General features: G+C 71.1%; 21 protein-coding genes and 1 tRNA gene. 12 read left to right on the plus strand and 10 right to left on the minus strand.

Annotated elements, in window-relative coordinates; genetic code table 11:
- Window positions 1–47 precede the first annotated feature (47 nt).
- Window positions 48–665: a 5-formyltetrahydrofolate cyclo-ligase gene (locus FBY41_RS02935; RefSeq protein WP_141841909.1), complete on the plus strand. Its 618-nt coding sequence runs from the start codon at window positions 48–50 to the stop codon at window positions 663–665.
- A 62-nt stretch (window positions 666–727) separates the two neighbouring features.
- On the opposite strand, the gene FBY41_RS02940 is transcribed toward FBY41_RS02935, so the two are convergent.
- Window positions 728–3,337, minus strand: coding sequence for a penicillin acylase family protein (locus FBY41_RS02940; protein ID WP_311769350.1), 2,610 nt, complete (start codon window positions 3,335–3,337; stop codon window positions 728–730).
- 205 nt (window positions 3,338–3,542) lie between these two features.
- Here FBY41_RS02940 and FBY41_RS02945 point away from each other — a divergent pair, with 205 nt between their 5' ends.
- From FBY41_RS02945 to mscL, 5 genes are all read left to right on the plus strand, one after another.
- Complete coding sequence (locus tag FBY41_RS02945; protein WP_141843048.1) at window positions 3,543–5,030, plus strand: potassium/proton antiporter; 1,488 nt, start codon at window positions 3,543–3,545, stop codon at window positions 5,028–5,030.
- Between the two features lie 63 nt (window positions 5,031–5,093).
- On the plus strand, window positions 5,094–5,477 hold the full coding sequence (locus FBY41_RS02950) for an FmdB family zinc ribbon protein (RefSeq protein WP_141841910.1): 384 nt from the start codon (window positions 5,094–5,096) through the stop codon (window positions 5,475–5,477).
- 73 nt (window positions 5,478–5,550) lie between these two features.
- Window positions 5,551–6,435 carry an S-methyl-5'-thioadenosine phosphorylase gene (locus tag FBY41_RS02955; RefSeq protein WP_141841911.1) on the plus strand — a complete coding sequence of 295 codons (885 nt, stop codon included), beginning with the start codon at window positions 5,551–5,553 and terminating at the stop codon, window positions 6,433–6,435.
- Between the two features lie 16 nt (window positions 6,436–6,451).
- On the plus strand, window positions 6,452–7,207 hold the full coding sequence (locus FBY41_RS02960) for an SAF domain-containing protein (protein WP_141841912.1): 756 nt from the start codon (window positions 6,452–6,454) through the stop codon (window positions 7,205–7,207).
- A 160-nt stretch (window positions 7,208–7,367) separates the two neighbouring features.
- Entirely contained in the window at window positions 7,368–7,751 is a 384-nt protein-coding gene (mscL, locus tag FBY41_RS02965) for a large conductance mechanosensitive channel protein MscL (protein ID WP_141841913.1), read from the plus strand.
- A 161-nt stretch (window positions 7,752–7,912) separates the two neighbouring features.
- Here the strand turns inward: mscL and FBY41_RS02970 are convergent, their stop codons facing one another.
- From FBY41_RS02970 to FBY41_RS02995, 6 genes are all read right to left on the minus strand, one after another.
- The gene (locus FBY41_RS02970) at window positions 7,913–8,332 is read right to left on the minus strand and encodes a tetratricopeptide repeat protein (protein WP_141841914.1); all 420 of its coding nucleotides are present in this window, start codon (window positions 8,330–8,332) and stop codon (window positions 7,913–7,915) included.
- Window positions 8,333–8,458: 126 nt separating this feature from the next.
- Window positions 8,459–12,637 carry an AAA domain-containing protein gene (locus FBY41_RS02975; protein WP_141841915.1) on the minus strand — a complete coding sequence of 1,393 codons (4,179 nt, stop codon included), beginning with the start codon at window positions 12,635–12,637 and terminating at the stop codon, window positions 8,459–8,461.
- A 193-nt stretch (window positions 12,638–12,830) separates the two neighbouring features.
- A complete protein-coding gene (locus tag FBY41_RS02980) occupies window positions 12,831–14,675 on the minus strand; it encodes a CocE/NonD family hydrolase (protein ID WP_141841916.1) in 1,845 nt (614 codons plus the stop codon).
- 183 nt (window positions 14,676–14,858) lie between these two features.
- A complete protein-coding gene (locus tag FBY41_RS02985; RefSeq protein ID WP_141841917.1) occupies window positions 14,859–16,133 on the minus strand; it encodes an N-formylglutamate amidohydrolase in 1,275 nt (424 codons plus the stop codon).
- Between the two features lie 38 nt (window positions 16,134–16,171).
- The gene (locus FBY41_RS02990) at window positions 16,172–16,861 is read right to left on the minus strand and encodes an ArsR/SmtB family transcription factor (protein ID WP_141841918.1); all 690 of its coding nucleotides are present in this window, start codon (window positions 16,859–16,861) and stop codon (window positions 16,172–16,174) included.
- Window positions 16,854–18,128 (minus strand): MFS transporter, encoded by a 1,275-nt coding sequence (locus FBY41_RS02995; protein WP_141843050.1) that lies wholly within the window; start codon window positions 18,126–18,128, stop codon window positions 16,854–16,856. The genes FBY41_RS02990 and FBY41_RS02995 overlap by 8 nt, the downstream gene beginning before the upstream one ends.
- A gap of 231 nt (window positions 18,129–18,359) precedes the next feature.
- Between FBY41_RS02995 and FBY41_RS03000 the strand changes: the two genes are divergently transcribed.
- Window positions 18,360–19,295 carry a threonine/serine dehydratase gene (locus FBY41_RS03000; protein ID WP_260439526.1) on the plus strand — a complete coding sequence of 312 codons (936 nt, stop codon included), beginning with the start codon at window positions 18,360–18,362 and terminating at the stop codon, window positions 19,293–19,295.
- 183 nt (window positions 19,296–19,478) lie between these two features.
- Window positions 19,479–20,285 (plus strand): hypothetical protein, encoded by an 807-nt coding sequence (locus tag FBY41_RS03005; protein ID WP_141841920.1) that lies wholly within the window; start codon window positions 19,479–19,481, stop codon window positions 20,283–20,285.
- A 257-nt stretch (window positions 20,286–20,542) separates the two neighbouring features.
- On the opposite strand, the gene FBY41_RS03010 is transcribed toward FBY41_RS03005, so the two are convergent.
- The gene (locus tag FBY41_RS03010; RefSeq protein WP_141841921.1) at window positions 20,543–20,740 is read right to left on the minus strand and encodes a hypothetical protein; all 198 of its coding nucleotides are present in this window, start codon (window positions 20,738–20,740) and stop codon (window positions 20,543–20,545) included.
- A 137-nt stretch (window positions 20,741–20,877) separates the two neighbouring features.
- On the opposite strand from FBY41_RS03010, the gene FBY41_RS03015 reads away from it, so the two are divergent.
- Entirely contained in the window at window positions 20,878–21,711 is an 834-nt protein-coding gene (locus FBY41_RS03015; protein WP_141841922.1) for a nucleotidyltransferase domain-containing protein, read from the plus strand.
- A gap of 178 nt (window positions 21,712–21,889) precedes the next feature.
- Window positions 21,890–21,965: transfer RNA gene (locus tag FBY41_RS03020), tRNA-Arg, on the plus strand.
- A gap of 138 nt (window positions 21,966–22,103) precedes the next feature.
- Here FBY41_RS03020 and FBY41_RS03025 read toward each other — a convergent pair.
- Window positions 22,104–22,472 (minus strand): VOC family protein, encoded by a 369-nt coding sequence (locus tag FBY41_RS03025; RefSeq protein ID WP_141841923.1) that lies wholly within the window; start codon window positions 22,470–22,472, stop codon window positions 22,104–22,106.
- A gap of 63 nt (window positions 22,473–22,535) precedes the next feature.
- On the opposite strand from FBY41_RS03025, the gene FBY41_RS03030 reads away from it, so the two are divergent.
- Together FBY41_RS03030 and FBY41_RS03035 are read left to right on the plus strand one after the other, a co-directional pair.
- Window positions 22,536–22,994, plus strand: coding sequence for a MarR family winged helix-turn-helix transcriptional regulator (locus FBY41_RS03030; RefSeq protein WP_141841924.1), 459 nt, complete (start codon window positions 22,536–22,538; stop codon window positions 22,992–22,994).
- 201 nt (window positions 22,995–23,195) lie between these two features.
- The gene (locus FBY41_RS03035) at window positions 23,196–24,230 is read left to right on the plus strand and encodes a M36 family metallopeptidase (protein ID WP_141841925.1); all 1,035 of its coding nucleotides are present in this window, start codon (window positions 23,196–23,198) and stop codon (window positions 24,228–24,230) included.
- A gap of 78 nt (window positions 24,231–24,308) precedes the next feature.
- On the opposite strand, the gene FBY41_RS03040 is transcribed toward FBY41_RS03035, so the two are convergent.
- Window positions 24,309–25,673, minus strand: coding sequence for a hypothetical protein (locus FBY41_RS03040; RefSeq protein ID WP_141841926.1), 1,365 nt, complete (start codon window positions 25,671–25,673; stop codon window positions 24,309–24,311).
- Between the last annotated feature and the right edge of the window lie 230 nt (window positions 25,674–25,903).

Below are 25,903 nucleotides of genomic sequence, written 5' to 3' on the forward strand. Positions count from 1 at the left end.
ACGATGGACGGCATGGGCCGGAGCCACGTGAGAGCGAGGAGCGACCCGTGAGCGGCCCGTCGAAGCGTGACCTGCGTCACGCCGCCCGCGCGCGCAGGGCCCGGCTGGCCGTCGAGCTGCGCGGGCGCGACGGCGGTGCGGGGGTCGCCGAGGCCGCCGAGGCGATCGCAGAGACCGTGCTCCGTTTCGTGCCCGACGGCGGCCGGGTCGCGGTCTACGAGTCGCTGCCCGACGAGCCACCGACCGGCCGCCTCGTCGAGCGGCTCCTCGAGTCGGGCCACGAGGTCATCGTCCCCGTCGTGCTCGACGACTTCTCCCTCGAGTGGCGGTATGCCGTCCGGGGGACCGTGGGTGACCAGGGCACCGTCACGCGGCGGCAGGGTCCGCCGGACGCGTCGGAGCGCTCGGGCTGGCTCGGCGTCGACGCGCTCGCGGGGTGCGACCTCGTCGTCACGCCCGGCCTCACCGTCGACCGGCACGGCACGCGCCTCGGGCAGGGCGGCGGCTGCTACGACCGCGCCCTCGCCCACCGCGACCCGGCCGCACCCGTCGTCACCCTGCTGCACGAGGGCGAGGCGAGCGAGCTCGACCTGCCCCTCGACGAGCACGACCAGCCGGTCGACGCCTACGTCACGACGACCGGCCGCCTCGTCCGCCTCCGCTGAGGGCGGCCCGCACGCCGCGCGGGTCTGCACGGCCGACGCGGGAGCCGGCCGGACGGCATACGTCAGCCGGTGGCAGGAGCGCCGGGCGGCACGAGCGTCAGCTCGTCGGACGACGCCTCGCGCACGGCGTTCTCGGTGAAGGGCCACGGGAAGGTCTCGTTCGCGGCCCAGGCGTCGATCTGGTCGGCGTAGTGGTCGGAGTAGGTGTGCCCCGACTGCCCCGTCGAGTTGACCCAGAGCGAACCGTCGAGGTTGGCGAGGTCGACGACCATGCGCATCGACGGGCCCGCGACGACGTCGTAGCCCGGCGACGCGGCGTTCCACGAGTTGGCGTTGACGATGGAGTTGCCGCCGCCGAGCTCGATGTCCTCACGGTTGAAGATGCTGCGCACGACCTGCGGCAGCGAGTCGTCGCCCATGACGGGGTGCTGCAAGTCGAGCTGGTGGAGGCGGCCCCAGCGCCACGTCGCGGGCACCTTGCCGAGCTCGCGGGCGAGGTCGAGGCGGGCATCGACGAGAGCCCGCTTGAGGATCTCGCCCGAGCCCTCGGTGAGTCCGGGAGTCGTCTTGTCGTCCCACCACTCGTTCTTGGGGTCCTTGAGCAGCTGCTCGATGACGATCATCCAGCGGCTACCGCCATCGGGCGCGAGGTCCGGCGGGATCTCGTCGAAGGTGTAGTCGAGCAGGTGCTTCCACACGGCGTTGTAGTAGGCCGCCGAGGCGGAGTCGCGCGACTTGTCGTTGGGCTGGCTACCGTCCCAGTCGCGCAGGAGGCGCTGTGCCTGGGCGGTGAAGCTGTCGACCTGTACGGCGAGGAGCCGCTCGACGAGACCCGGCGCGTAGGTGTTGCGCACGTCGCCCTGGATCTCCGACATGTCCTGGGGCGAGACCTTCGACGTCGCGGCGAGCAGGGTGCGGATGCGCTGGGCCCGGAAGCCGTAGTCCCACTCGGTCGTGAGGAAGGGCTTGGCGCTCGCCGTCACCGCCTGGTTGGCCGTGACGATGAAGCCCTCCTGCGGGTCGAAGGTGTGCGGCAGGTCGGCAGCCGGCACCCACCCCTTCCAGTCCCACTGGCTGTCCCAGCCCGGCGCGGGCCAGTAGCCGGGCGGGGCGCCCGGCGTCGCCGAGCGGCGCACGGGGATGCGGCCCGGCGTCTGGTAGCCGATGTGGCCCGCGGTGTCGGCGTAGACGAGGTTCTGCGAGGGCACGGTGAACTCCGCGGCGGCCGCGCGGAAGTCGTTCCACCCCGCAGCCTTGTTGAGCGCGAAGATCGCGTCGCCGGCGGTGCCCGGCGTGAGGGCCGTCCAGGCCAGCGACACGGCATACCGGTTGGACTGAGGTGCGCCGCGCACGACGACGCGGTCACCCGCCTCATCGACCGAGGCGGAGACGTCGGACATGATCGGGCCGTGCACCGTGCTGCGCACCGTGATGGTGACGTCGGCGCCGCCCGCGACCTTGATCGTCTCCACGCGCTTCTCGAGCGGCATGCGCTCACCGTCGCGAAGGTAGGTGTCACCCGTGACCTGCTCGAGGTAGAAGTCGGTGACGTCGGGACGCAGGTTCGTCATGCCCCAGGCGATGCGCTCGTTGTGACCGATGACGACGCCCGGAACTCCCGAGAAGGTGAAGCCCGACACCCGGAAGGGGCACGCCTGCGTCACCTGACGGCACTGGAGGTTGACCTGCGACCATATGCCGGGGATCGAGAGCGCCAGGTGGGGGTCGTTGGCGAGCAGCGGCTTGCCTGTCGTCGTGCGCGAGCCGGAGACCACCCACGAGTTCGAGCCGATGTCATCGCCCCGGCCGAGGGTGGAGGGCGCCGCGTCGAGGGCCGCGACGGCCGCGTCGACCGCCTTGGCGCCGTCGGCGCTGCGCAGGGCGGTGAGGGCAGCGGGAGCGGCCGGCACCGAAGAGGCCGCCTGGTCGCTCGCAGAGTCCTTCGCCGCGCCCGGCGTCCAGTCGTCGCCCGAGAGGATCGGCTGGTTGCGGTCGAAGGGGTAGGGCGGATAGAGCAGCGCGATCTGGCGCAGCGAGATGCCGCGGCGGGAGAGCCGGGCGCGGGTCAGCTCGTCGTTGTAGTCGCCCCGCAGGTCCCAGGCGAGGGCCTTGAGCCAGGCCAGCGAGTCGATGGGCGTCCACGGCTCGACGCGGTAGCTCGGGTTGCGGCGCTGGAGCACGGTGTACTCGAGCGACATCTTCTCGGGCGACTCGACCTGGCGGATGTAGGCGTTGACCCCGTCGGCGTAGGCCTGGAGGTACTGCCGGGTCTCCGGTGCGAGCCGCGGCAGCTCCTGCTCGGCGACGCGGCGCCAGCCCATCGTGCGCACGGCCTTGTCGGACTCGAGGCCGGCTGAGCCCACCATCTCGGACAGGCGGCCGGCCGTCAGGTGGCGCCGCAGGTCCATCTCGAAGAAGCGGTCCTGCGCGCTGACGAAGCCCTGGGCCCGGAAGAGGTCGCTCGCGTTGTCGGCATAGATCGTCGGCACGCCGCGGTCGTCGCGCAGCACCGAGACCTTGCTCGTGAGCCCCTCGATCGTCAGCTCACCCGCAGTCTGCGGGAAGCTCTGCCGCACGGTCGACACGCCGAGCACCCCGACCCCGACGACCGCCATGACGAGCAGGACGGCGACGATGATCAGGACCCGACGAGCTCGCTTCAACCGTGGCACGCACCGAGCCTAGGACACCGCCGGGACCACCAGACGCAGCCGTGCGCCGCCGGTGCCACATCGTTGCCGAACCGTCGATCTTCGCGCGATCTTCGCGCGATCTTCGCGCCGGACTGCCCGGCGAGGCCGGTGGGCCAAGTGGTTTCATGGGCGCACACGTCAGGAGCTGCCCGTGATCTCGCTCGCGTCCATCACGTCGTCGGGAATGGATCTCGACGACCTGACACGCGTGCTCCTCATCGGCTCGATCGTCCTGCTCGTCGCCGTGGCCGCCGTGCGCCTCTCGGTGCGCTCCGGTCTGCCGTCGCTGCTCATCTACCTCGCCATCGGCCTGGCCCTCGGCAACGCCGGGCTCGGCATCCAGTTCGACAACGCGTCGGTGACGCGCGTGCTGGGGTATGCCGCCCTCGTCCTCATCCTCGCCGAAGGTGGCCTCACGACGTCGTGGGGCAACATCAAGGACTCCGTCGCGCCAGCTGCGCTGCTCTCGACCGTCGGCGTCGTGGTGTCGGTCCTCGTCGTCGCGGTCGCCGTCCACACGCTCCTGCCGCTCAGCTGGACGATCTCGCTGCTCGTCGGCGCCATCGTCAGCTCGACCGACGCGGCCGCGGTCTTCTCCGTGCTGCGCAACGTGCCGCTGCCGAAGCGCCTGTCGGGCATGCTCGAGGCCGAGTCCGGCTTCAACGACGCTCCGGTCGTCATCCTCGTCGTCGCGTTCTCCGCGCAGGGCGTGCCCGGCGGCGACTCGCTCTCGTGGTGGCAGCTCATCCTGTTCGCCGCGCTCGAGCTCGCCGGCGGAGCCGCCGTCGGCATCGGGGTGGGAGTGCTCGGTGGCCAGCTGCTGCGTCGGGTCGCCGGTGGGTCGTCGGCCCTCTTCTCCATCGGCGTCATCTCGCTGACGGTCCTCGCGTATGCCGTCGGCGCCTCGCTCCACGTGTCGGGCTTCCTCGCGACATACCTCTGCGCCCTCGTGCTCGCCAACATGGGGCTGCCCAACCGCACGTCGTTCCAGAGCTTCGGCAGCGCTCTCGGGTGGCTCGCGCAGATCGGCCTCTTCGTGCTGCTCGGCCTGCTCGCCGACCCGACCGTCCTCGCCACCCAGCTCGTCCCCGCCGTCATCATCGGCCTCGTGCTGCTGCTCGTCGCACGACCGCTGTCGGTGTTCGCGTCCGTGTCATGGTTCCGGATGTCGTGGCGCGACCAGGCCTTCCTGTCGTGGGCGGGCCTGCGGGGCGCCGTGCCCGTCGTGCTCGCGACCGTGCCCCTCACCGAGGGCACACCCGACACGGAGTGGATCTTCGACCTCGTCTTCGTGCTCGTCGTCGTCTTCACCATCGTCCAGGCGCCGACGCTGCCGTGGGTGGCGAGGCGGCTCGGCCTCACGGAGCAGGTGCACTCTGTCGACGTCGACCTCGAGAGCACGACCCTCATCGAGATCGGTGCCGACGTGCTCCAGGTCTCCGTCGGCGACGACTCGCGCCTGCACGGGGTGGCCGTCTTCGAGCTGCGCCTGCCCAAGGGCGCCAACGTCACGCTCATCGTGCGGCGCGGCGAGGGCTTCGTGCCCGAGCCGCACACGACGATCCGCCACGGTGACCGGCTGCTCGTCGTCACGACGTCGGCGGTGCGCTCGGCCACCGAGCGGCGCATCCGCGACGTCAGCCGTGACGGGCGCCTCGCCGGCTGGCCCTAGCCCGGCTGGTCGTAGACTGACGGGCGGTTCCATCCCCCCACCTTTCGAGCTCGAGGTTCACCCATGCCCACCTACTCCTACGCGTGCACGGCCTGCGGCCACGCCTTCGACATCCGCCAGTCGTTCACCGACGACTCCCTGACGGTGTGCCCGGCGTGCGGGGAGACGACGCTGCGCAAGGTGATCCACCCGGTCGGCATCGCCTTCAAGGGCTCGGGCTTCTACAAGACCGACTCGCGCGCCTCGGGCTCGGGCGGCGCGGGCAAGCCTGCCGCGGCTGCGTCCGGCGGGTCGGGCGAGTCGTCGGGGTCTTCCGGGTCGTCCGAGACGTCGGGCTCCGGCGGGGCCGCCGCGAGCACCTCCGACTCCGGCTCCAGCACGGCCCCGAAGCCGGCCGCGTCCTCGCCGTCCAAGCCCGCCGGCAGCTCGTCGTCCACACCCTCCTGACCGTCGAGGGGCGTTGTCCCCAACCCGGTCGTATGCCTCTCGCCGGGCACCGCTCGCGTCCTAGGCTTCCCGCATGACGACGATCGCCGACCCCGACACCTCCGGATCCACCTCGCCGACGCCGGCCGTCCCGCTCGGGGCGCGCGCCGAGATCGGCGTGATCGGCGGGTCCGGGCTCTACGACTTCCTCGAGACCTACGAGACCGTCGAGGTCGAGACCCCCTTCGGCCCACCGAGCGACCCGCTCGTCGTGGGCGAGGTCGAGGGGCGCATGGTCGCCTTCATCGCGCGCCACGGCAGCGACCACCGCTTCGCGCCGCACCGGGTCAACTACCGCGCCAACCTCTGGGCGCTGCGTGCGCTCGGCGTGCGGCAGGTCCTCTCGCCGTGCGCGGTCGGGTCGCTGCGACCGGAGTACGGCCCGGGCACGATCGTCGTCCCCGACCAGGTCGTCGACCGCACGTGGGGTCGGGCGCAGACGGTCTACGAGGCCGAGGGGCCGGTCGTGCACGTGTCCTTCGCCGAGCCCTACTGCCCCAACGGCCGCCAGGTCGCCGTCGATGCCGCGCGGCTCTCGCCCCTCGAGGTCGTCGGCGACGGCACGCTCGTCGTCGTCAACGGGCCGCGCTTCTCCTCGCGGGCCGAGTCGCTCATGCACCAGCAGATGGGCTGGAGCATCGTCGGCATGACGACGATGCCCGAGGCGGCCGTTGCCCGCGAGCTCGCCCTCTGCTTCACGACGATCGCCATGGTCACCGACCTCGACGCCGGGGTCGAGGGCGGTGAGGCAGTGACCCATGAGGAGGTGCTGCGCGTCTTCGCCGACAACGTCGAGCACCTCAAGGCGCTGCTGCGCGACGCGATCGGCCAGCTCCCCGCCCACGAGGACGACGCCGAGGCGACCTGCCCGTGCCGCCGCGCCCTCGACGGCCTCGAGCTGCCGATCGCCCTGCCCTGATCGGCAGGGTCGACACGTGGGGTTCGCACGACGCGTGCGGGGCCGTGCGATGCGGAGCGGGCAACGGAGTGCCGACACCCTGATGGGCGCGGCGACGGGCACCGGCCCCTCCCCCGCACCGCGTCGCCGGTCGCTCAGCGCCCGGCAGCGCCTGGCCCGGCGGGCTCGCTGGCGGCGGTGGGCCGCGGCACTGCTCGCGGCTGCAGCCTCCGCCGTCGCCGTGTCGGCCGTGGCCCCGCGAGCGACCCAGACCGGTGGGCGCGAGGTCGTCGTGGCCGTGCGCGACCTCGCTGCAGGAGCCGTCGTCACCCGCGACGACGTCGAGGTGGTCGCGCGCCCGGAGGGCACGGTCCCCGAGACCGGCCTCACGGCATACGCCGACGTCATCGGTCGCACGACTGCAACGGTGGTGTCGTCGCGCGATGTCCTGACCGCGGAGCGGCTCGTCGGGGCCGCCCTGCTCGCGGGGCAGCCTCCGGGCTCGGTGGCGATGTCGGTGCCGGTGCTCGACGTCGGTGACGCGACGCGACCGGGCGCGAGGGTCGACCTCTACACGACAGCGGCCGGCGAGGCCGCGGCGACGGACGTCGTCGTGCTCGCGGTCCGCCGACCCACGGAGTCTGCGGCTCTGCTCGGGGGAGGCACCTCACCGCAGCTGACCGTCGCCCTCGACGCGGCCGAGGCGTCCGCGGTGGCACGCAGCCTCAGCGGCCTCGACGGCGGGCAGGGACTCGTCGTCGCCGTCCGGCCACTGACCGGTCCGTCACAGTAGGCTCGGCACGCACGGTGGCAGGGGCACAGGTCGGCCGCAGCCATCGCACGATCGACCACGACGACCGTGCCGGCGGCGCTGCCGGGCAGAGGTCACCTCACCGCACCGCGCCGCGGTCGCCAGAGACCCCCTCGGGGGCGCAGAGAAAGGGATCACCTTCATGCTCAAGGGTTTCAAGGAATTCGTCATGCGAGGCAACGTCGTCGACCTCGCGGTCGCCGTCGTCCTCGGCACAGCCTTCACCGCGATCGTCACCGCGATCGTCAACGGGCTCATCAACCCCATCATCGCCGCGATCTTCGGCAAGCCCGACCTGACGCAGGTCGCGAACTTCACCATCAACGGCGCCGAGTTCTCGCTCGGCCTCATCCTGGCCGCTCTCTTCAACTTCATCGTCGTCGCTGCGGCGATCTACTTCATCGTCGTCCTGCCGATGAACAAGCTGCTCGAGCGGCTCGCCCAGCGCCGCGAGCCGGAGCCTGACGCTCCGTCGCCCGAGGTGCTGCTCCTCACGGAGATCCGCGACTCGCTGCGCGCTCGCTGACCAGCACACGACGAAGGGCGGGAGCCACCCGGCTCCCGCCCTTCGTCGTGCCGCAATCGAATCGAAAGAGCAGTTCGTCGCCGCCCCACGCAACCGCGCGGGCACGCTCCACAGCGCGACGAACTGCTCTTTCGATTTCCCAAGGGGGCCGGGGCGGACCGTCAGTCGGTGGGCTGCCGGGCGGGCGCCGCATACGCCTGCGGACGCTCAAAGTCACCGAGGATCTCGGCGAGGGCGAGCGGGCGCGCGGCCTCGTCGTGACGGCCGGCGCGCTGGAGCGTGCGGCCGAGGAGCAGGTGGGCGTAGCCGTCGGTCGGCGACTCCGCGGTGATGCGGTTCAACGTCGCCTCTGCGCGGCCGAGCTGCGCCGAGTGGAAGTACGCGCGTGCCAGCAGCAGCCGCAGGTCGTCGGTGCCGTGGAGCACTCCGTCCTCGGCGACGGCCGTTGCGCTCTCGGACGTGCCGCCCTCGATCTCCTCGACGAGGTCGGCCAGCGCGAGCGCGGCCTCGCGGAAGTCACCGCGCTCGAAGAGACCCTGGGCGATCGAGAGCCGCAGGGTGAAGGGCGTCATCGTGTTCATGCGCCCGTCAACGCACGCACGACCACGCTCATTCCGCCGCCACCCCATCGACGCCCTCCCCCGATTCGAGGTGATCCCGGCACTGAGGTCGGTGCCATCATCACCTCGAATCGGCGTGAGGTCGGGTCACTCGTAGTGCGGAGGGCGCTGCTCCTGCAGCCAGGTGTCGCCGACCCCGGACCCGGCGGGCCGCTCGCCCCAGCCGAGGTCGAGCTCGTCGCTGCTGCGGCCCAGACCCGTGCCCGGCTCGGCAGCGGCGCCGCCGGCAGCCCCGTCTCCGTCGGCGGCCGGCCCTGCCGCGGCACCGGTGCCCTTGCGGAAGACCCGCCGCCGCTTGCGCTTCGACGCGGCGCCGGCCGACTTGCCGGGGGCCTTGCCCTTGGGCGACGTGGCGTCGGCTGCGGCTCCCGCACCTGTTGCCGGGCCGTCTCCTGCCGTGCCGTCGGGGGGCTCCTCCTCTGCGGCGGCTCCGGTCGAGTCGGCTGACACGTCGACCTGGCCTGCGCCGTCGCCGGTCCGGTCGGGGCCGGAGCCGGAGCCGCTCTCCCTCGGCGGCGGCTGGATCGCCTTGACGATCGTGACGATGCGAGCGATCTCGCGGGCCGGGTCGCGGAAGAGGTCGGTCGTCCACGCACGCTCGTGCAGCCAGCCGAGCCGGCGCAGCTGCTCGGGGCGCAGGCGGTCACGGTCGCGCGTGCTGTGCAGGGCGGCATACCGCGGCCCATCGGTCTCGACGGCGAGCAGCCCACGCCCACGGTGGTAGGGGTCCTCGACGACGAGGTCGATGCGGTGGGTCGCGGTGCCGAAGTCCTCGTGCACCGTAAGCCCCTCGCGCCGCAGGCGGGCGGCGAGGTCGCTGCGCAGCGGATCGGTCGTCATCGGCGCGTTGGCGAAGAGGGTGTCCTCGTCGCCACGCCCACCCCCGGCCTCGGCGTAGGCGAGGAAGTCGCGCAGCATGATCGCGCCGCGGGCCTTGAGCCGCGCGGGGTCGAGGTCGGACGCGCGCAGCGCCGACACGACCGTCATGCGGGAGCGGGCACGCGTGATGGCGACGTTGAGACGGCGCTCGCCACCCTCGATGTTGAGCGGTCCGAAGCGGTGCAGGACCCGACCGTGAGGCGTCTTGCCATAGCCGATCGAGAGGATGATCGCGTCGCGCTCGTCGCCCTGCACCCGCTCGAGGTTCTTGACGAAGAAGCGCTCGTCGCGGTCGTCGGCGAAGAAGGACGCCAGCTCGGGCGCGCCGCGCAAGGCGTTCGTGACGGCTTCGTCGAGCCGGTCGGCGTGCGTGATGCCGAGGGCGATGACTCCGAGCGACTCGTGCGGGCGGGTGCGCGCGTGCTCGAGCACCAGCTCGACGACCCGCGCCACCTCGCCGTCGGTCGTCTCGATGGTGTCGACCCCGGCCTGGACCACGGCCTGCCCGTCGACCGGCTCGAAGACGACTGCGGAGTCGATCGCGGTGCCGGGGAAGGTCGTGAGCCGCCCGTCGTACATCTGCGTGTTGGCGAAGGCGATGAGCCGCTCGTCGCGGCTGCGGTAGTGCCACGTGAGGTCACGCGTCGGCAGCGCGGCGGCCAGCACGTCGAGCACCGACTCGAATCCCTCGGTGAGCACGTCGTCGGCGGGCGTCGCGCTCGCGCTCTGGTCGTCGGACACGACGGTGAAGAAGTTCGTCGGAGGCAGCTGCCGCTCGTCACCCGCGACGACGACCTGCCGCGCGCGTGAGATCGCCGAGATGGCCTGGGCCGGCTGCACCTGCGACGCCTCGTCGAAGACGACGACGTCGAACCACTTGCCCGGTGGCAGGGTCGACGCGACGACGAGGGGGCTCATCGCCCAGCAGGGCTTGATCGCGGTGAGGGCGGATGACGCCTGCGGCATGAGATCGCGAAGAGCCTTGTGCCGCCGCGCCTTCCCACCCTCGGCGCGCACGAGCGCCTCCTGGGCCGGGTTGTCGGCGAGCACCTCGCGCACGTTGCGTGCGACGGCCGCCCGCACGCGCTCGACCGTCGCCTCGAGGTGGGCGCGGTCGGCGGCCGCGAACTCCTCGACGTCACGCCGCAGCCCCGCGCCGTCGTGGGCGCCGTATGCCGGGTCGCGCACGGTGATCTCCTTGGCCAGCGACGCCCACCACACGTGGTCGACCTCCGCGATCACCTGGTCGGTGCCGATGCCCCGCCGGGCGAGGTCCTCGACGAGCTCACCGAGGCCGACGCCACGCAGCTCGTCGAGGACCGCCGTCACCTGCGGCAGGACCGCGATGCGCTCCGGCCGGCTGGCGAGGTCGGCGAGCCGGGTGCGCAGGTCGCCGAGCGGCAGGGCGGCGAGCCGCAGCCCGTCGCGGCCGGGCCGCAGCCGGGTGTCGAGCCACGCGAGGTCCTCCTCGAGCCCGGAGAGGACGGCGAGGCCCTCGTCGAGCCGCGGGGAGATCTCCGGTCGGCCTCCACCGCCGACGAGGGCGAACCAGCTCTGCCGCTGCTCGCTCGCCGCGACGAGCTCCGCGTGGAGGTTGGCCGGCGGGCGGCCCGGTCGGAGCAGCCGCTTCGTCTGCCGGCGGACGCGCCACCGGTCGAGCCAGCCCATGTCGATGTTGCGGGTCTGGCGCCAGTCGCGCGACCCGGTCGCCGCGATGAAGTCGTCGAGCGGGGTGTCGAAGACCTCGGGCCGGAAGACCTCGAGCGTCTGCCTGACCATCGACATCGTGTGGAAGGCGGACGACCAGTCGTCGACGGAGTTCGCGCCGGGCACCCGCGACTCGGCGAGGATCTGGTTGAGCTGGTCGCCGAGCGCGTCGAGCCCCCCGCTGCTGCGCCGGCTCGTGATGTCGAGGGCGCGCAGGGCGTCGTCCTGCGTGAGGATGCGCGCGCCGAACCACGGGTCGTCGTCGTCGCGGGTCCAGGCGCCCAGGCCGACGGCGTCGCGCAGTCGCCGGGCGAGCTCGGTGATGCGGGTGCGGCTCAGCTTCGCGAGGTCGGCACTCGTCAGGCGCACGTGCGACAGCGGCGCGGGCCGTCGGCTGCCGAGCTCGACGAGGGCCTGCTGCACTTGGTGGGCGCTGACGCCCCACGGCTCGCGCGTCTTGTGCAGGGCTTCGACGTGCCGCTGGAGGCGGGCGCGTCGCTCGCGCAGCGTGGCGACGGCGTCGTCAGCCACGCTCGGGTCGTGCGCGAGCGCGCCGTCGAGGGCCTTCGAGAACTGCTGGGCCGTCGCCCGCTTGTTCGTCGGGCCGTCGTAGGCGTCGAGCACGAGGTCGCCGAGCCCGAGCCGGTCGAGCCGGGTGAGCACGGCGTCGATGGCCGCGCGCTTCTCGGCGACGAAGAGCACCGACTTGCCCTCGGCCGCCAGCGTCGCGATGAGGTTGGCGATGGTCTGCGACTTGCCCGTGCCGGGAGGGCCCTTGACGACGAGATGGGCCCCGGCGCGTACGGCCTCGATGACCGCCTGCTGCGACGAGTCGGCGTCGAGCACGAGGTGCTCGTGCTCCGGGTCCGGGTCGGGGTCGGGATCCGGCAGGCGCAGCCGGACGGCGGCGAGCGCCTGCTCGTCGCCCGCGAGTGCGGCGACGACGTCGTGGTCTGCGAGCGAATCCCCTTGCAGCGCAAGGTCGGCCACCATGGGTAGTTTGGCGTAGGAGAAGGTGCCGAGCACGAGGCGCGGGGCGATCGAGAAGTCGGGCACGCGGGCGCACTCGTGTCCGAGGGCGGCATACGCCGGGTAGGGGTCGAAGGTGTTGCCGACGTCGGCGAGGTCGGCGAGCGCGTCGCCGTCGATCTCGATGCCCTGCTCGGAGCGGAGGTACTCGCGCAGCACGGGGTTGAACTCGACCTCGGGGCCGAGGTCGATCTCGAAGTCGTCCTGGGCGGCTCCGACGGCGCGCAGCACGCAGGACCGCAGCAGCACCGGCGCTGCCGGCGGACGGGCCGCCCGCGGCACCGACCACGTCGCCATGCCGATGGCGAGGAAGCCGGCCGCGATGCCGCGCTCCTCCTTGAGCTCGAGGGCCTTGGCACGGATCGCGCGGGCGCGGCGCCGGGCCTCCTCGAGCGCCATCGGCTCGCGGACGAGCTCGGTCAGGCGCGTGCCGTGGCCCGCGAGCAGCTTGGCGACGCCGCCGGGGTGGGCGGTCGTGAGGTCGAGCGTGCCGGAGGGGAGGTCGCGATACCAGAGCAGCGTGTTGCGGCCTCCGAGGTCGACGAGCGTGCGCCGCCACGCCGTGACCGCCGCGGCGACACGGTCGGCCCGCGGGTCGCCCGAGGTCGACGCAGCCGGGAGGGCAGGGTCGTGCCGGGGGGCGTCCGTCATCCCTGCAGGCTAACGAATAGGAGGGCGCCGCCCCGGCACCGACAGCCGGAACGACGCGGATGCCCCTCCCCGCAATCGAAAGAGCAGTTCGTCGCCCCTCTGCGCGACCGCGCGGGCGCGCTCGAGGAGCGACGAACTGCTCTTTCGATTGCCTGACGGGGGCAAGGAAGAAGCCTCGAGCTCGGCCGAGACCTCAGCCCTGCGCCACCGTGAGCGGGAAGGTGCCGGGGGCGGTCGCCTCCCACGTCGTCGTGTAGGCCCGCAGGTAGCTGTCGAGGTAGGGCGAGCGGGCCCCCTGCGTCGGCACGTCGGTCCGCGGGCTCTGCAGGTCGAGCGCGAGCGAGGCCTGCGACACGGTGATCGCCTGGCCCGACGGCGACGCCGACCACGAGCGGGTCGTGTTCGTGCCGACCCCGACGACGAGCTGGTGCCCCTTGCGCAGGGTCCAGTCGGTCGACTTGAGGTCGAAGGCGACGACGCCACCGCGCACGAGCGACATCTGCTCGTCGAACATCACCGCCGTGCCGTCGGGCGCGACGTCCCAGAGACGGACGAGCACGTTGCCCGTGCCGCTCGTGTCGAGGGAGACCCGCGGCGTGCCGGTGACGCGCACGTCGTTGACGACCGGCTTCGACCACGAGTAGTACGCGTTGCCGTCGTCGGTCGTGCGCGACTTGGGGCCCTTGGCCCGCTCAGTCGGGCCGGACGGCATACCGGGGGCACGCTCCATGTCGTAGGTGCCCGCGTCGGCCGCGGCCACCCCGGCGACGGGGCGCCCCGCGTCGTCGACGTAGCTGCCCGGCTGGAGACGGACGCTCGTCGAGCGCCGCGCGGCCGGCCACGTGTCCTGCGCCCGCCAGGTGCCCGTGCTGTCCTCGATGACGTATGCCGGGTCGGTGACTCTCGGCGTGACGCCGAGAAGGTGCGCGTCGTAGAAGCGCATCACCTCGGCGAACCAGCCCTCGCGGCCCATCCGCAGCACGCCGTCGGCCCCGGTCTCGTTGCCGCGCACGTGCTCCCACTGCCCGAGCCAGCCCCGCTCGGGACCGGTGTGGTTGTCGAGGTACTGCTCGATGTCCTCGGGCTTCGTGTTGGGCTCGATGAAGCCCTGGGTGACGAAGAGCGGGACATCCGAGCCCTTCGCCTGCTCGGCGAGGTTGCGTGCCTTCCAGTAGGCCGAGTCGGGGTCGGGGTTCTGGGTGTCGGTGAGGTTGTTGGCGAGGCATTCGGGGTGCGCGACCTCGTAGGCCGCGTTCTGCTTGTAGCGCTCGGAGTCGTCGGCCATGCCCTTGAGGTTCGCGATGCCGTTGTAGGCCCGTGGGGTGCCGAGGTAGTTGGGGCGGCGGACGCCGTTGCTGAAGAGGTAGTTGTACATGTCCCACACGGGCTCCTGCGCGACGACGGCCTCGAGGCCCTTCGGTGCGAGGTTGGCGCCGACGAGACCGGTCGAGGCGTCGTAGGACTTGCCGTAGAGGCCGACCTTGCCGGTCGACCACGCCTGGCTCGCCGACCACTCGACGGCCGCCTTGACGTCGGCCTGCTCGCCGGGGCCGACCCAGTCGAGGCAGCCGGTCGAGCCGCCGAATCCGCGCAGGTCGACGAGGACGACGGTGTAGCCGCGCTCCATGAGGTTCGCGCCCTCGATGAGGTCGTTGAAGCGCTCGGAGGGCCCGGTGCCGGTGAAGCCGTCGTCACCCGTCTGGCCGCGGTGGGCGAAGTACGGGCCGACGGAGAGGATGACGGGCGTCTTCGCGCCCGCGGGGAGCCCCGCCGGGCGGAGCACGTCGGCGTGCAGCTCGACGCCGCTGCCGTCGGAGGAGGGGAAGTACTCCTCCGACCACAGCGCGCCCACTGGCACGCGGGGGTTCTGCTCGTGGGAGACGGGTGCGCCGGGGGCCGGGATGACGGCGGTGGGCGCGGCGGCGACAGTGGCGACAGCGCGGATGGTGGTGGCGCTGGCTGTCGGGATGGCGACGGCCGCCATGGTGCACGTGAGGGTGGCGGTCGCCAGCATGGCGAGGGAGCGGGAACGCTGCATGAGGTGCCTCTTCGGTGTGAGTGTCCTGGCCCTAGCGACGCTAGAACCGGACAAATCGCCCAGCAACTCGAAGCCGGCGACTCCACGCAATCGAAAGAGCAGTTCGTCGCCCCTCGGCGCGACCGCTCAGGCGCGCTCCACCGCGACGAGCTGCTCTTTCGATTGTCCGAGGGGCCGCTCGGCTCAGCGGAAGCGGGGTGGCGCGTAGGCCTTCGTGGCGGGCACGTCGTAGTCCCAGCGCCGGAGGATGTCGTATGCCGTCGTGAGCCGCCGCGTGAGATCGGCGTGGTGCTCGTGGTCGGTCTCAGGCCAGTCGGTGCCGGGCCGGCGCACGTGGTCGACGTTCGTCCGCCCCATGAGGGTCTCGCGGAGGAACTCGGCCTGGTAGGCGCCGGTGCGGATGGACAGGACCTTCTCCTGGCTGTGGTGTCGCACGATGCCCTGCGGCTCGAGGCTTCGCAGCAGGCGCCCGATCTGCTGGCACTCGAAGGCGCCCAGGTAGGGCGAGTTGAGCGCGAGGGCATCGTCGAGCTCGTCGTGCGGCACCTCGAAGGCGAACGCGAGCGCCTGCTGGAGGCTGCGGAACTGAGCCGCGTCGATGATCGGCACGTCGACGAGCGGCAGGAGCCCGCCCGTCGCAGGCGGTCGCGGCTCGCCGCGCTCGTCGCCCCGGTTGCCGAGGGAGACGATGCGGGGCAGCCAGTCGGCGCGCGGCTTGTCGTGGTCGACGGCGCCGTCGGGGCCGACCGTGGCGTTCATCGTGTCGTGGACGCACTGGACGTGGAGCATGCGAGCGCTGTTGAAGTCGGCGACTGTGGCGGTGTCGAGGTCGAGGGCGTGCAGGTGGGCGCACTTGGCCGCGAAGACCTGGGCGATGACGTCGTCGCGCACCTGGGCGTAGCGCTGGGCGCCACGGCTGCCGAGGTCGGTGACGACCGCCATGAGCGCAGCCCACTCGGCGTCATCCGCCGGGCGACGGAGGAACGGGACGCCGCTGAAGGAGATCGGGCGGATCGAGTCGACGCCGTTGAACGAGACCTTCTCGCCGCGGGCCTGCGCGTCGTGGCGCTCGAAGAACGCGCGCAGCCCTGCCTCGGGGTCCGCCGGCCAGTCGCGGTTGGGGTCGAAGAGGATGCGGTGGTGCGGGAACTCGACGTAGACGGCGTGCTCGTCGACCTCGACCCAGCGCTTGCAGAGGTCGCTCGTCGTCATGTCGGAGAAGTCGTGCTGCTGGCGCTGGGTGAGTCCCGGCTCGAGGAAGGGCGCGAGCTCGCGCGGGATCGCGGCCGTGGCGTGCGGGCCGGTGAGGATGAGGTCGATGCGAGGGGCGACGTCCTCGAAGGGCACCTCGCCCTTGCCGCGGTAGAAGACGATGTCATCGACGCCGAACGTCGTGCCCTCGGGGATCCAGACGAGGCCTCCCGGATGGTCCTGCTCGAACGTTCCGACCTGGGCCACGACTGCCTCCTCGACAACGCTGGCTGGCTGGTTCGAGTCTAGGGAGGCGGGATGACGGTGTCCGGCGACTCGCCCGTCTCGACCCGGATGCCGGCCACCCGCCACTCGAGCACGCCCTCGGCAGCGCGGCGGGCGTCCAGGCCGTGCGCGGTGAGCAGGCGCACGGCGTCGTGGGCGAGCACGCAGTAACGGCCGCGGCAGTAGGCGACGACCTCTCGGTCGGGCGGCAGCTCGGCCAGCCGCTGGGGAAGCTCCTCGAGGGGGATGTGAACGGCCCCCGGAAGGTGGCCGGCGGCATACTCCGGCGCGGGTCGCACGTCGAGAAGCGTGGCCGTGCCGGCGCGGAGCCGGCGCAGCAGCTCCGCGGTGTCGACCGCGGTCGTGTCGTCGGGGCCGAGGTAGGCGCGGCGGGCCGCGTCGGTCTGCGGCCGGTGGCGCTGGGCGACCTGGTGGAGGAGCTCCCAGAGCCCGGCGACGTCGTCGCCGCTGAGGGAGTAGTAGATCCGCTTGCCCTCGCGCTGCGACGTGAGAAGGCCTGCCTCGCGCAGCGTCTGGAGGTGGGCCGAGCACGTGCTGATGCCGACGTCGGCGGCGGTGGCCAGCTGCTCGACGCTGCGGCGGCCCTGCGCGAGCAGGTCCAGCAGCTCGAGGCGCTTGGGGTTGCCGAGCACCTTCCCGACAGCGGCGAACTCACCGAAGAGAGCGTCCTTGGCAGCGCGGTCACCCATCGGCGTCTCCTCCTGACACGACGGCCTCCGGCCGGTGGAGCGTCTCGTACATGCGCACCGCGACGACCAGGCCGGACAGCGCGGTGAGACCGGCGACGACCCAGACGGCCGCGCGGACCCCGAGCGCGTCGGCGACGACACCGGCCAGCAGGGCTCCGGCTGCGAAGCCGGCATCGCGCCAGAGCCGGTAGGCGCCGACGGCGCGGGCGCGCCACGCGGGGTGCGCGACGTCGCCGATCGCGGCGAGCAGGGTCGGATAGACCATGGCGGTGCCCGCGCCGAGCAGGGCCGCGGCCGCGGCCCAGACGGCGAAGGAGTCGACCGCGGCGATCACGGCGAGCGCGAAGGCCTGGAGGAGCATGCCGGAGGCGATCATCCACTTGCGCCCGACGCGATCCGAGAGGCCGCCGGTGACGAGCTGCCCGAGCCCCCAGACGGCCGGGTAGACGGCGGCGAGGATCCCGATCTTCGCCACCGACAGGCCGGCCGAGGCGAAGATGATCGGGAAGATGCCCCACGCGAGGCCGTCGTTGAGGTTGTTGACGAGTCCGGCCTGGCTGGCTGCCGACAGCGCGGGCTCGCGGAAGCTCGTCTGGATGAAGACCTGCCTGTTGGTGAGGTCGCCGTGCAGGTGGTCGTGGCGGCCGTCAGGCCGAGCGACGTGACTGGTCGCCTCAAGGCGGGCGTGCTCGCGGGTCTCCCGGACAGCCAGGGTCGACAGGCCGAGGCCGAGGGCGGCATACGCGATGCCGAGGAAGAACGGCTCGGGGCGCAGGCCATGGGCCTGCGCGATGTAGCCGGTCGCGAGGGCCGTGACGGCGACCGCGGCGTAGCCGGCGGCCTCGTTGAAGCCCATCGCGAGCCCGCGACGGGCCGGGCCGACGAGGTCGATCTTCATGACGACCGTCGTCGACCACGTCATGCCCTGGCTGACACCCAGCAGCACGTTGGCCGCGATGACCCACCCCCACGAGGGCGCCCAGATGAGCAGCAGCGGCACGGGCAGCGCGATGACCCACCCGGCGACGAGCACCGGCTTGCGGCCGAAGCGGTCCATCCACGTGCCGGCGAGGTAGTTCGTGGCCGCCTTGGCGAGGCCGAAGACGAGGATGAAGGCGAGGCCCGCCGTGTAGCCCGAGAGGCCGAAGACCTCCTTGCCGAGCAGCGGCACCACGGTGCGCTCCTGGCCGAGCATGCCGCCGACGAGGGCATTGACCGCGACGAGGAGGACGAACTGCGGGAGGTTCTGCCGCAGGCCGAGGACGATGGGGTGGTCGCGAGGGCCGTATGCCGCCGGGCTCGGTGCCGGGGCGGCGTTGGGGTCGGGGTGCGCGGTGGGGCGCGCGCGTGGGGTGGCGTTCACGAAGTCTTCTACCGGGGGTCGGGGCGTGGCGTGGTTACATCATTCCATGGATCTACAGAACGTATGCCGTCCGGTCGGCTCAGCCGGTGCGCGGACCGACACCTTGTGCGGGGCCCTGGGCCCGATACTTGGCCCGTGAGAGTCACCAGGCAGGACGTGTTGGTCGCCGCTAGACGCATCGAGGGTCACGTGAGGCGGACGCCGTTGTTGCCTCCGTCCGACCGCGACGCCGTGTGGCTCAAGTGCGAGTTCCTCCAGCACTGCGGCGTGTTCAAGACCCGGGGCGCCTTCAACCGGCAGCTCGCGGCGCTCGAGACCGGCGAGATCGGCGACGCCGGCATCGTCGTGGCCTCCGGCGGGAACGCTGGACTCGCGCAGGCCTTCGTCGCGCGCGAGCTGGGCATCCGGGCCACGGTCTTCGTGCCGGAGTCGGCGCCCGAGGTCAAGGTGGCCCGCATCCGTTCGTACGGCGCGGAGGTGCGGCGCGCCGGCACCGAGTACGCCGAGGCCTACCAGGCCGCCGTCGACTTCGCGGAGGAGGGAGGCTCTGTCTTCGCCCACGCTTATGACCAGTTCGACGTCGTGGCCGGGGCGGGCACTCTCGGGGAGGAGATCCTGGCGGACGAGCCGTCCATCGACACGATCGTCGTCGCCGTCGGCGGTGGGGGCCTCTACGCGGGGATCGCTGCCGCGGCCTTGGGGCGGGCTCGGATCGTCGCGGTGGAACCTCAGAGTTGCCCGACCCTGAACGCGGCGATGGCGGCCGGTGAGCCGGTCGATGTGGCGGTGTCCGGCGTGGCGGCGGACTCGCTCGGGGCGCGCCGGATCGGCAAGTTCGCGTTTGCGGCTCAGGCGGCCGAGGCGCCGGTGTCGGTCCTCGTCACCGACGAGGAGATCATCGATGCTAGGGCGAGGCTGTGGAGCGAGTACCGCACCGCGTCTGAGTTCGGGGCGGCCGCGGCATACGCGGCACTGACCTCGGGTCGTTACGCGCCGGCCGACGGCGAGCGCGTTGCGGTCGTCGTGTGCGGAGCCAACACCGATCCGGCCACCTTGGCGCTGGGCGGCTGAAAGGCGCACTCGGGTGGCGCGGTCAGCGAGGCGTTCGTGCTCGGGGGCGGGCGTCTCGGTGTGCGGTGGCAGTCATGCCGAGAGTCGGACGTTCGCGGTCTGACCTCGCAGGCACTCCCCGGCGAGGATTTCTCGACGCGATGCGGAACTCGCCGCCTCTCCTCGAGCCTGGGACAGTGGCGTATGCCATGGACGACAACGCGAGAAGTCGATCGGTTCCTCGACCGAGCAGCTCACTTCCTGGCCGAAGATGTGGTCGCCAACAACGCCTTGCTCACCGAAGCGCACTTCTGGTCTCGCCTGCCGGGCGGCACTGACGATGCATGCTTCGGATGGTGGGAGAAGGACGATGTCGTCGCCGCCGCCTTCGTTCTCTTACCTGACCACCCCGTCCTCTGCTCGCCCCTGCATCGGTCCGCAGCCTCAGGGCTGCCAGCTGCGGTGCCCGGCACAGATCTTGTTGGCGTCGACGCCACAGATGTCGGTGCCGTGACGGAGGCGTTCGCGACGCGAGGACGAACCTTTCGACCGCGGTCCAGGCTGAGCCTTCTGCGGCTGGGACAGACCGGGATCCGGGCTCATCCTCGGCCCGAAGGCCACCACCGATTAGCCGACGTGGATGATCTCCCCCTCCTTCGGACCTGGTTCGCAGCGTTCCACGAGCAGCATCCTGAGGACCGCAGCCACGTCGCCTTCGTCATCGACCAGCCGCTGGACGATCGCGGCCTGCTGGTCTGGGAAGTCGGCGGCCAACCGGTCGCTATGGCATCACGCACCCCAAAGATCGCCGGGATGGTTCGCATGGGGTTGGCGTTCCAGCCAAGTCAAGGAACCAGGTACGCCGACGCGGCCTTCGACGTCGCTTGCGCAGAGGCGGCGCGTGGTGCCGAGACCGTTCTCGTGCTGAGCGGGTCGCCCGAGGCCACCGACACGTACACGGCGCTGGGCTTCGACTGCGTCATGGAAAGGGTCGTGCTGCAGGAGGCGTAACGCTCACCACGCTGCGCGCTCATGCCCCTGATGGCACCTCGGCTCATGGCACCTCGGATCATGGGGCCGCGGGCTGGCGGACTGCTGGCGCAGCTTCGCCAGATTGCCGGGCCTGAGCATCCATACGACAGTCCCAACGCGTTGAGCCCGACCCAACCAGCCGGAGGGAGCGAGTCCCGCAGGATGATGCGGCGGCGTCGGCAGAGTCAATGCATCCGACTGCTTCTTCGTCCGAGGGGCAACTGTCCGGAGCGACATCAGAACTCGGTGACCGGACGGATCTCGACGACGGGGTGGACGTTGACGAGCACCCCTGCCGCCTCGACCAGCGCGTCGTAGTCGTCGCACGTGACGAGGAAGAAGCCGGTGAGCTGCTCGGGCCCGGGCCGCCATGGCCCGGCCGAGACGGCCGTTCGAGAGTCCGAGCCGCGGCTCAGGGTGTCGGCCCACGCCACGGCGCGAGGCTGGTAGCCAGCGCAGACACACCAGAGACGCACTCATCCGCCGCCGAGCGGTCGTAGCGACGTCATTCGTCGTAGGGCCACGGCCCACAGACGTTGTCCATCGACGGCGCCTGGATCAAACTGCGTCGGTGATCACGAACGAACGACTCCAGCTCATGGCGGATGCCCTCGTCCGTGTGCCCGGCCTCGAGGCGGTCGTCTTGGGCGGTAGCCGAGCCCGAGGCACCCATCACGACGGCTCGGACGTCGACCTCGGGCTCTACTACCGGGCTGAGGACTTGGACCACAACGCACTGACGCGCGAAACCGGGGCCTTCAGCGACGCGGGCCGGGTCGAGGTGGCAGGCCCTGGCGGTTGGGGTCCGTGGGTGAACGGTGGGGGTTGGCTCACGGTGGACGGCACCCCGGTCGACTGGATCCTGCGGGACCTCGCTCGCGTTCGCGAACAGTGCCACCGAGCTGTGGCCGGTGAGTATGCGTTTCACTCCCAACCGGGCCATCCGCTGGGCTTTCTTGACGTCAGCTACGCCGGTGAAATCGCTACGTGCGTCCCGCTCGCAGATCCGGAGGGCGTCATCGCCGACCTCCGCACGACCCTCGATCCATACCCGCGCGCCTTGCGCACCGCCCTCGTCGACAATCTGTGGCAGGCCCGTTTCCTTGTGGACGCAGCTCGCAAGGGGCTGCCCAAGGGCGACAGCGCGTACGTGATGCTCTGCTGCTCGACTGCCCTGATGGTGTGCGCCCACGCCTGGCATGCCGTGGCCGGCTCGTGGCCCACCAACGAGAAGGGCCTGGTCGTCGACGTGGCACGGCTCGACCTCGACAGCCACGACTTCTCTGCCAGAGCCGACGACGCCATGCGCCGCGCTGGACACGATGACGGATCGCTCGAGGCCGTCATCGACCGTGTGGCGCAGCTCGTAGCCGAAACACAACGCACTCTCGACACCAGACCCTGAGAACACGTCCGCTCGTGCAGCGGATGGTGCGTGACCTGTGGGTAGCGGCAGCCAGGCGCGAGACCGCCGCCCCGGTCCAGTAGCCTGTCCCCGTTGGCCGGCCCGGCAGGGCCTCGCAACAGCGCGGGGTACAGCGCCCCTCGCAGCGAGGTTCCAGCAAGAGTTTCAGCCATGCCCCGCCCTCGTAGCTCAGGGGATAGAGCACCGCTCTCCTAAAGCGGGTGTCGCAAGTTCGAATCTTGCCGGGGGCACCACACACGTTTCCGCAGGTAGATCGGCGAATTGGGCCGCTTGAGCCGATCCCTGCCAGCACTCGACGTTCGCCAAGGTGCCATCCGGGTGCAATCGACCACGGTAGATGCCAACGGTCCCGCTCCGCAAAGCAGCGTCGGTCAGGCGCGGTCGTGGAGCGTGACCTGGTAGCCGTCCGGATCGGCGAAGGTGAAGGTGCGACCGAAAGGGCCGTCGATCGGCGCGGAGACGATGGTGTGACCGTCGGCGACCAGAGCGTCGTGAATGTCCTGGACGTCGGTGGCGTGGAGCCAGATCGCGGCGCCGATGCCGGGCTGGACAACGGATGCGAGGTCTGTTCCGGGCACGAGGTCGCGGAGCGCGAAAGCGATCGGCTCCGTGTCGAAGACGACGGCGTGGGGCGGTCCGGCCTGCGACCGGACCAGACCGAGGTACTGCTCGTAGAACGCCTGAGAGGCGGCGAGGTCTCGCGCCTGGAGCGAGATGAAGTCGGGGCCGGTGACGGGCATGGTGGTCTTCCTCCGAAACGTGTCAGTTATTTGACACGAATGAATATATGTCAGAATACTGACATGGGTCAACACAATGTCGGCGTCGACCTCGAGACGTCAGTGGGCTACCTCCTGAAGGAGGCGTCGAGCGCGCTCCGGGCAGCGATGGAGGACGTGCTGCGGCCGCTCGGGATGACCGTGACGCACTACTCCTGCCTCGAGCTGCTCGCCCAAAGACCGGGCCTGTCGAACTCCGAGCTCGCGCGGGGCGCCTTCGTGACGCGGCAGTCGATGAACGTGCTGCTTCATGCCCTGGAACGGGAAGGTCACGTGACCAGACCGGCGGAGGCACCTGTTGGCAAGGTCCTCCCCACCCGGCTGACCCCCCGCGGCAAGCGGATCCTCGCGAAGGCCACCGTGGCCGTCCGGTCCGTCGAGGACAGGATGCTGACGGGCCTCACCGAGACCGAGCGGTCGGACGCGTTACGGCTGCTGCAGAGCATGACCCGGTCCCTGCGGGCCGGCGATGACAAGGCCTAGGTCAGCGGCGGTGCACTCTCGAGCGCCTGGTGGACGAGAGCAACCCACTCGGGAGCGAATGCGGTGCTCGGCACCTCGGCACGTACCTAGCCGGCCGGCGAGCGAGATGGCGTGCAATCCCACTGAGGCACAAGCCGCCACAGCCGGCGCGTCGGGCCTAGCCTGACGGCATACGCGCTTAACGCTGAGGGGTGATGCACGATGGCCACACGTCGAACTGCAGTTGGTATCGCGATCGTCGGCGCAGCCGCGCTGGCCGCCGTGTCGATTCCGGCCCAAGGAGCTCAGCCGGCCTACACCCGGACTGCCACCGGGACGGTGTTCATGCCCAACCCCGTGCAGGAGCTCGGGGACGAGTCCCTCACGGACCAGAAGGATGCGGACTACCCGGCACTCGCCCCGGCCTACCACCGGGAGACCCTCACGCACCTTGACGGGTCCGGCACGCTCACCGGGGCTTATGTTCGGGTCAAGAGCTCGACCGGTCAGCAGGCGACGTCGACGGGCGCAGTCTTCCCGGACTGGCACCGCAACAGCGACCAGTTCGAGCAGGTCATGGGCTACTACTGGGTCACGACGGCGCAGGCCTACCTCCAGCACCTCGGTTTCGGGTCGACGCTGCGTCCGGTCAACCAGCGCCAGATCGAGCTGCGCATCGACCAGTACGGCGGCGACAACTCGTTCTTCCGCGACGACAAGGCCAACATCACTCTCGGCAAGGGCGGGGTGGACGACGCGGAGGACGCCGAGGTCATCGTCCACGAGTACGGCCACTCCGTGCAGGACGGGCAGGTGCCCGGCTTCGGGACCACCCTCGAGTCCGGCGCGATCGGGGAGGGTTTCGGCGACTACCTCGCCGTCGTCGTCACGAGCTGGGCTGCCGGCGCCCCGACCCGCACCCCAGAGGCCTGCGTCGCCGACTGGGACTCCGTCTCCTACACCTCGACCGTCCCGCACTGCCTGCGGCGGCTCGACGGGACGAAGGTCTACCCGACGAACCTCCGGGGCGAGGTGCACGCCGACGGGGAGATCTGGTCGCGGGCCCTGTGGGACATCCGCGGCGCGCTCGGTGACGTCAAGGGCACGACGGCCATCGTCGAAGCGCAGTTCGCCTTCGCGAAGGACACCTCCTTCCACGACGCAGCCCTCGCCACCGTGGCCGCGGCCCAACGGCTCTACGGTGCGTCGGCGGCCAAGCAGGTGACCACGGCGTTCGAGGCACGCGGCATCCTCTGACGCGCCAGCCCCCGGACTCGCAGTGCAGACCTGCCCTGACAAGCCGGTAACCGCACCACTCGATTCTTGACGCGGGCCTCACAGCGTCGGATAGAGCTCCGACTCGCCGACGAGGATCGGGTAGTTGTAGCCCCCCGAGCTGTCAGCGGCGAAGAGACCGATGACGGAGTAGCCGGTCCGGTTGTAGTAGGCGATCGCGCGGTTGGCAGCCGCCATCATCTCCGCCTCGTCCGTGTCGGTGACAAACTTCTGCAATCGAGTGTGCGGCGTCGTGATCCAGTAGCCGTTCAGCTTGTAGTACGAGTTGTCGGCGTTGAGCCCCCACTGCCACGTCACGTCGGACCCCTTCTGGAGGTAGCACGCGACTGACGTCGTGGTCGTGCCCCCGGAGATCAGGTTCTTGACCTGGGCCACCATCTCGGCGTCAGAGAAGGGATAGACGTAGTCGTAGTTGTTCTTGTCGGGCCACTGCCCCGCGTCTCCACCACGGCGATAGACGTTGTTCTCTGGGTCCGCCCAGAAGAGCGGCGCGTAGTTCGGCCCCCCAGGAACCGGCTTGGCGCTGAAGTCCAACGTCGGCACGTACTGCAGCGCGGCGGCCGACGCACCCGGCGCCACGGAGCCGGTCACGAACGCCCGGTAGACCTCGTCGGCGGAGGCCTGCGTGGCCGCGACCGCCATGGCGAAGTTCGCCGCGTTGACCGAGTCGAGCTCCTTGCCATCGCCGTAGGCGGCCCAGGTGTCACCCCTCGCGTTCTGGACGTGCAGGCCGTTCGAGTTGTCCTCGTTGTGCGCGGCCCGCGCCAGCAGGCCCGTCTCCCCCGCGATGGTCTGAGGCGTCGCCCACAGGGCCCGTCGGGGCGTCCGCGTGTGCCCGGCGGCGAAGAGGTCCGTCAGGAAGTGGTCGGCGAAGGCATTGATGCCGTATGCCTGCAACAGCTTCATCTGCACCGCCGTCGAGTTCGGGTCCTGGCCGTGCAGCTGGGCGGCCTGAGTCATCGCGAGCCCGTGGCCCGCAAGGTATGCCGTGACCGCGTCCTTCCCGAAGTGGTCCATGTTGACCGAGGCGAGGTTGATGTACCGGCCCGGCATGGTGAGGATGCTGACGACTCCGAGGCTCGCGGGGCCTCCACCCGTGATCTCGTTCCACTTGTACGAGAGGCTGTCGCCGAGCTTCTCGTAGGCGACGGACGGCTCGACCTTGTCCTTTCTCGCTGCATCGATGGCAGCCTGCTCCTCGTTCATCACGGCGAGGATGCCGTCGAGCTCGCTGGCGGGTGCGCCCACGAGCGTGAGGTAGGCGGAGGAGAAGGCCTGCGCAGGGTTCACGGACGAGGAGATCGGGTCCAGCGCCGCGAGCGGCGGGTGCCCCGGCGACTCCGCTTCGGCACCGACCCCGTAGAAGTCGCCGCCCAGGGCGATCAGGTGGCCGTAGGACAGCATCCGGCTTCCCACCGGGAGCCCGGTTGACGAGGCCGGGACCTTCGAGCCGTCCGCGGCGGACAGGGTGATGGCGTCTCCGACTGCAACGTGCTCGCAACTCTCCACGGCGTGCCTCCGAATGTCCAGGAATGGGCGAACTCCCTCACGGTAGCCCGCGACATGGAGGCATGTGGCAATTTCAGGAGATCATTAGACATTACGGAAACCGCCTGCGGCACACCGAAATACGG

Origin of the sequence: Humibacillus xanthopallidus (genome assembly GCF_006716675.1) — a bacterium.
Lineage (GTDB): Bacteria > Actinomycetota > Actinomycetes > Actinomycetales > Dermatophilaceae > Humibacillus > Humibacillus xanthopallidus_B.

Excerpts from the sequence above, each read along its gene's own strand:
- FBY41_RS02945 (WP_141843048.1), top strand. The coding sequence starts at position 3,543 with ATGGATCTCGACGACCTGACACGCGTGCTCCTCATCGGCTCGATCGTC.
- FBY41_RS02950 (WP_141841910.1), top strand. The coding sequence starts at position 5,094 with ATGCCCACCTACTCCTACGCGTGCACGGCCTGCGGCCACGCCTTCGAC.
- FBY41_RS02955 (WP_141841911.1), top strand. The coding sequence starts at position 5,551 with ATGACGACGATCGCCGACCCCGACACCTCCGGATCCACCTCGCCGACG.
- mscL (WP_141841913.1), top strand. The coding sequence starts at position 7,368 with ATGCTCAAGGGTTTCAAGGAATTCGTCATGCGAGGCAACGTCGTCGAC.
- FBY41_RS02970 (WP_141841914.1), bottom strand. The coding sequence starts at position 8,332 with ATGAACACGATGACGCCCTTCACCCTGCGGCTCTCGATCGCCCAGGGT.
- FBY41_RS02975 (WP_141841915.1), bottom strand. The coding sequence starts at position 12,637 with ATGACGGACGCCCCCCGGCACGACCCTGCCCTCCCGGCTGCGTCGACC.
- FBY41_RS02980 (WP_141841916.1), bottom strand. The coding sequence starts at position 14,675 with ATGCAGCGTTCCCGCTCCCTCGCCATGCTGGCGACCGCCACCCTCACG.
- FBY41_RS02990 (WP_141841918.1), bottom strand. The coding sequence starts at position 16,861 with ATGGGTGACCGCGCTGCCAAGGACGCTCTCTTCGGTGAGTTCGCCGCT.
- FBY41_RS03005 (WP_141841920.1), top strand. The coding sequence starts at position 19,479 with ATGCCATGGACGACAACGCGAGAAGTCGATCGGTTCCTCGACCGAGCA.
- FBY41_RS03025 (WP_141841923.1), bottom strand. The coding sequence starts at position 22,472 with ATGCCCGTCACCGGCCCCGACTTCATCTCGCTCCAGGCGCGAGACCTC.
- FBY41_RS03030 (WP_141841924.1), top strand. The coding sequence starts at position 22,536 with ATGGGTCAACACAATGTCGGCGTCGACCTCGAGACGTCAGTGGGCTAC.
- FBY41_RS03035 (WP_141841925.1), top strand. The coding sequence starts at position 23,196 with ATGGCCACACGTCGAACTGCAGTTGGTATCGCGATCGTCGGCGCAGCC.
- FBY41_RS03040 (WP_141841926.1), bottom strand. The coding sequence starts at position 25,673 with ATGCTGTCCTACGGCCACCTGATCGCCCTGGGCGGCGACTTCTACGGG.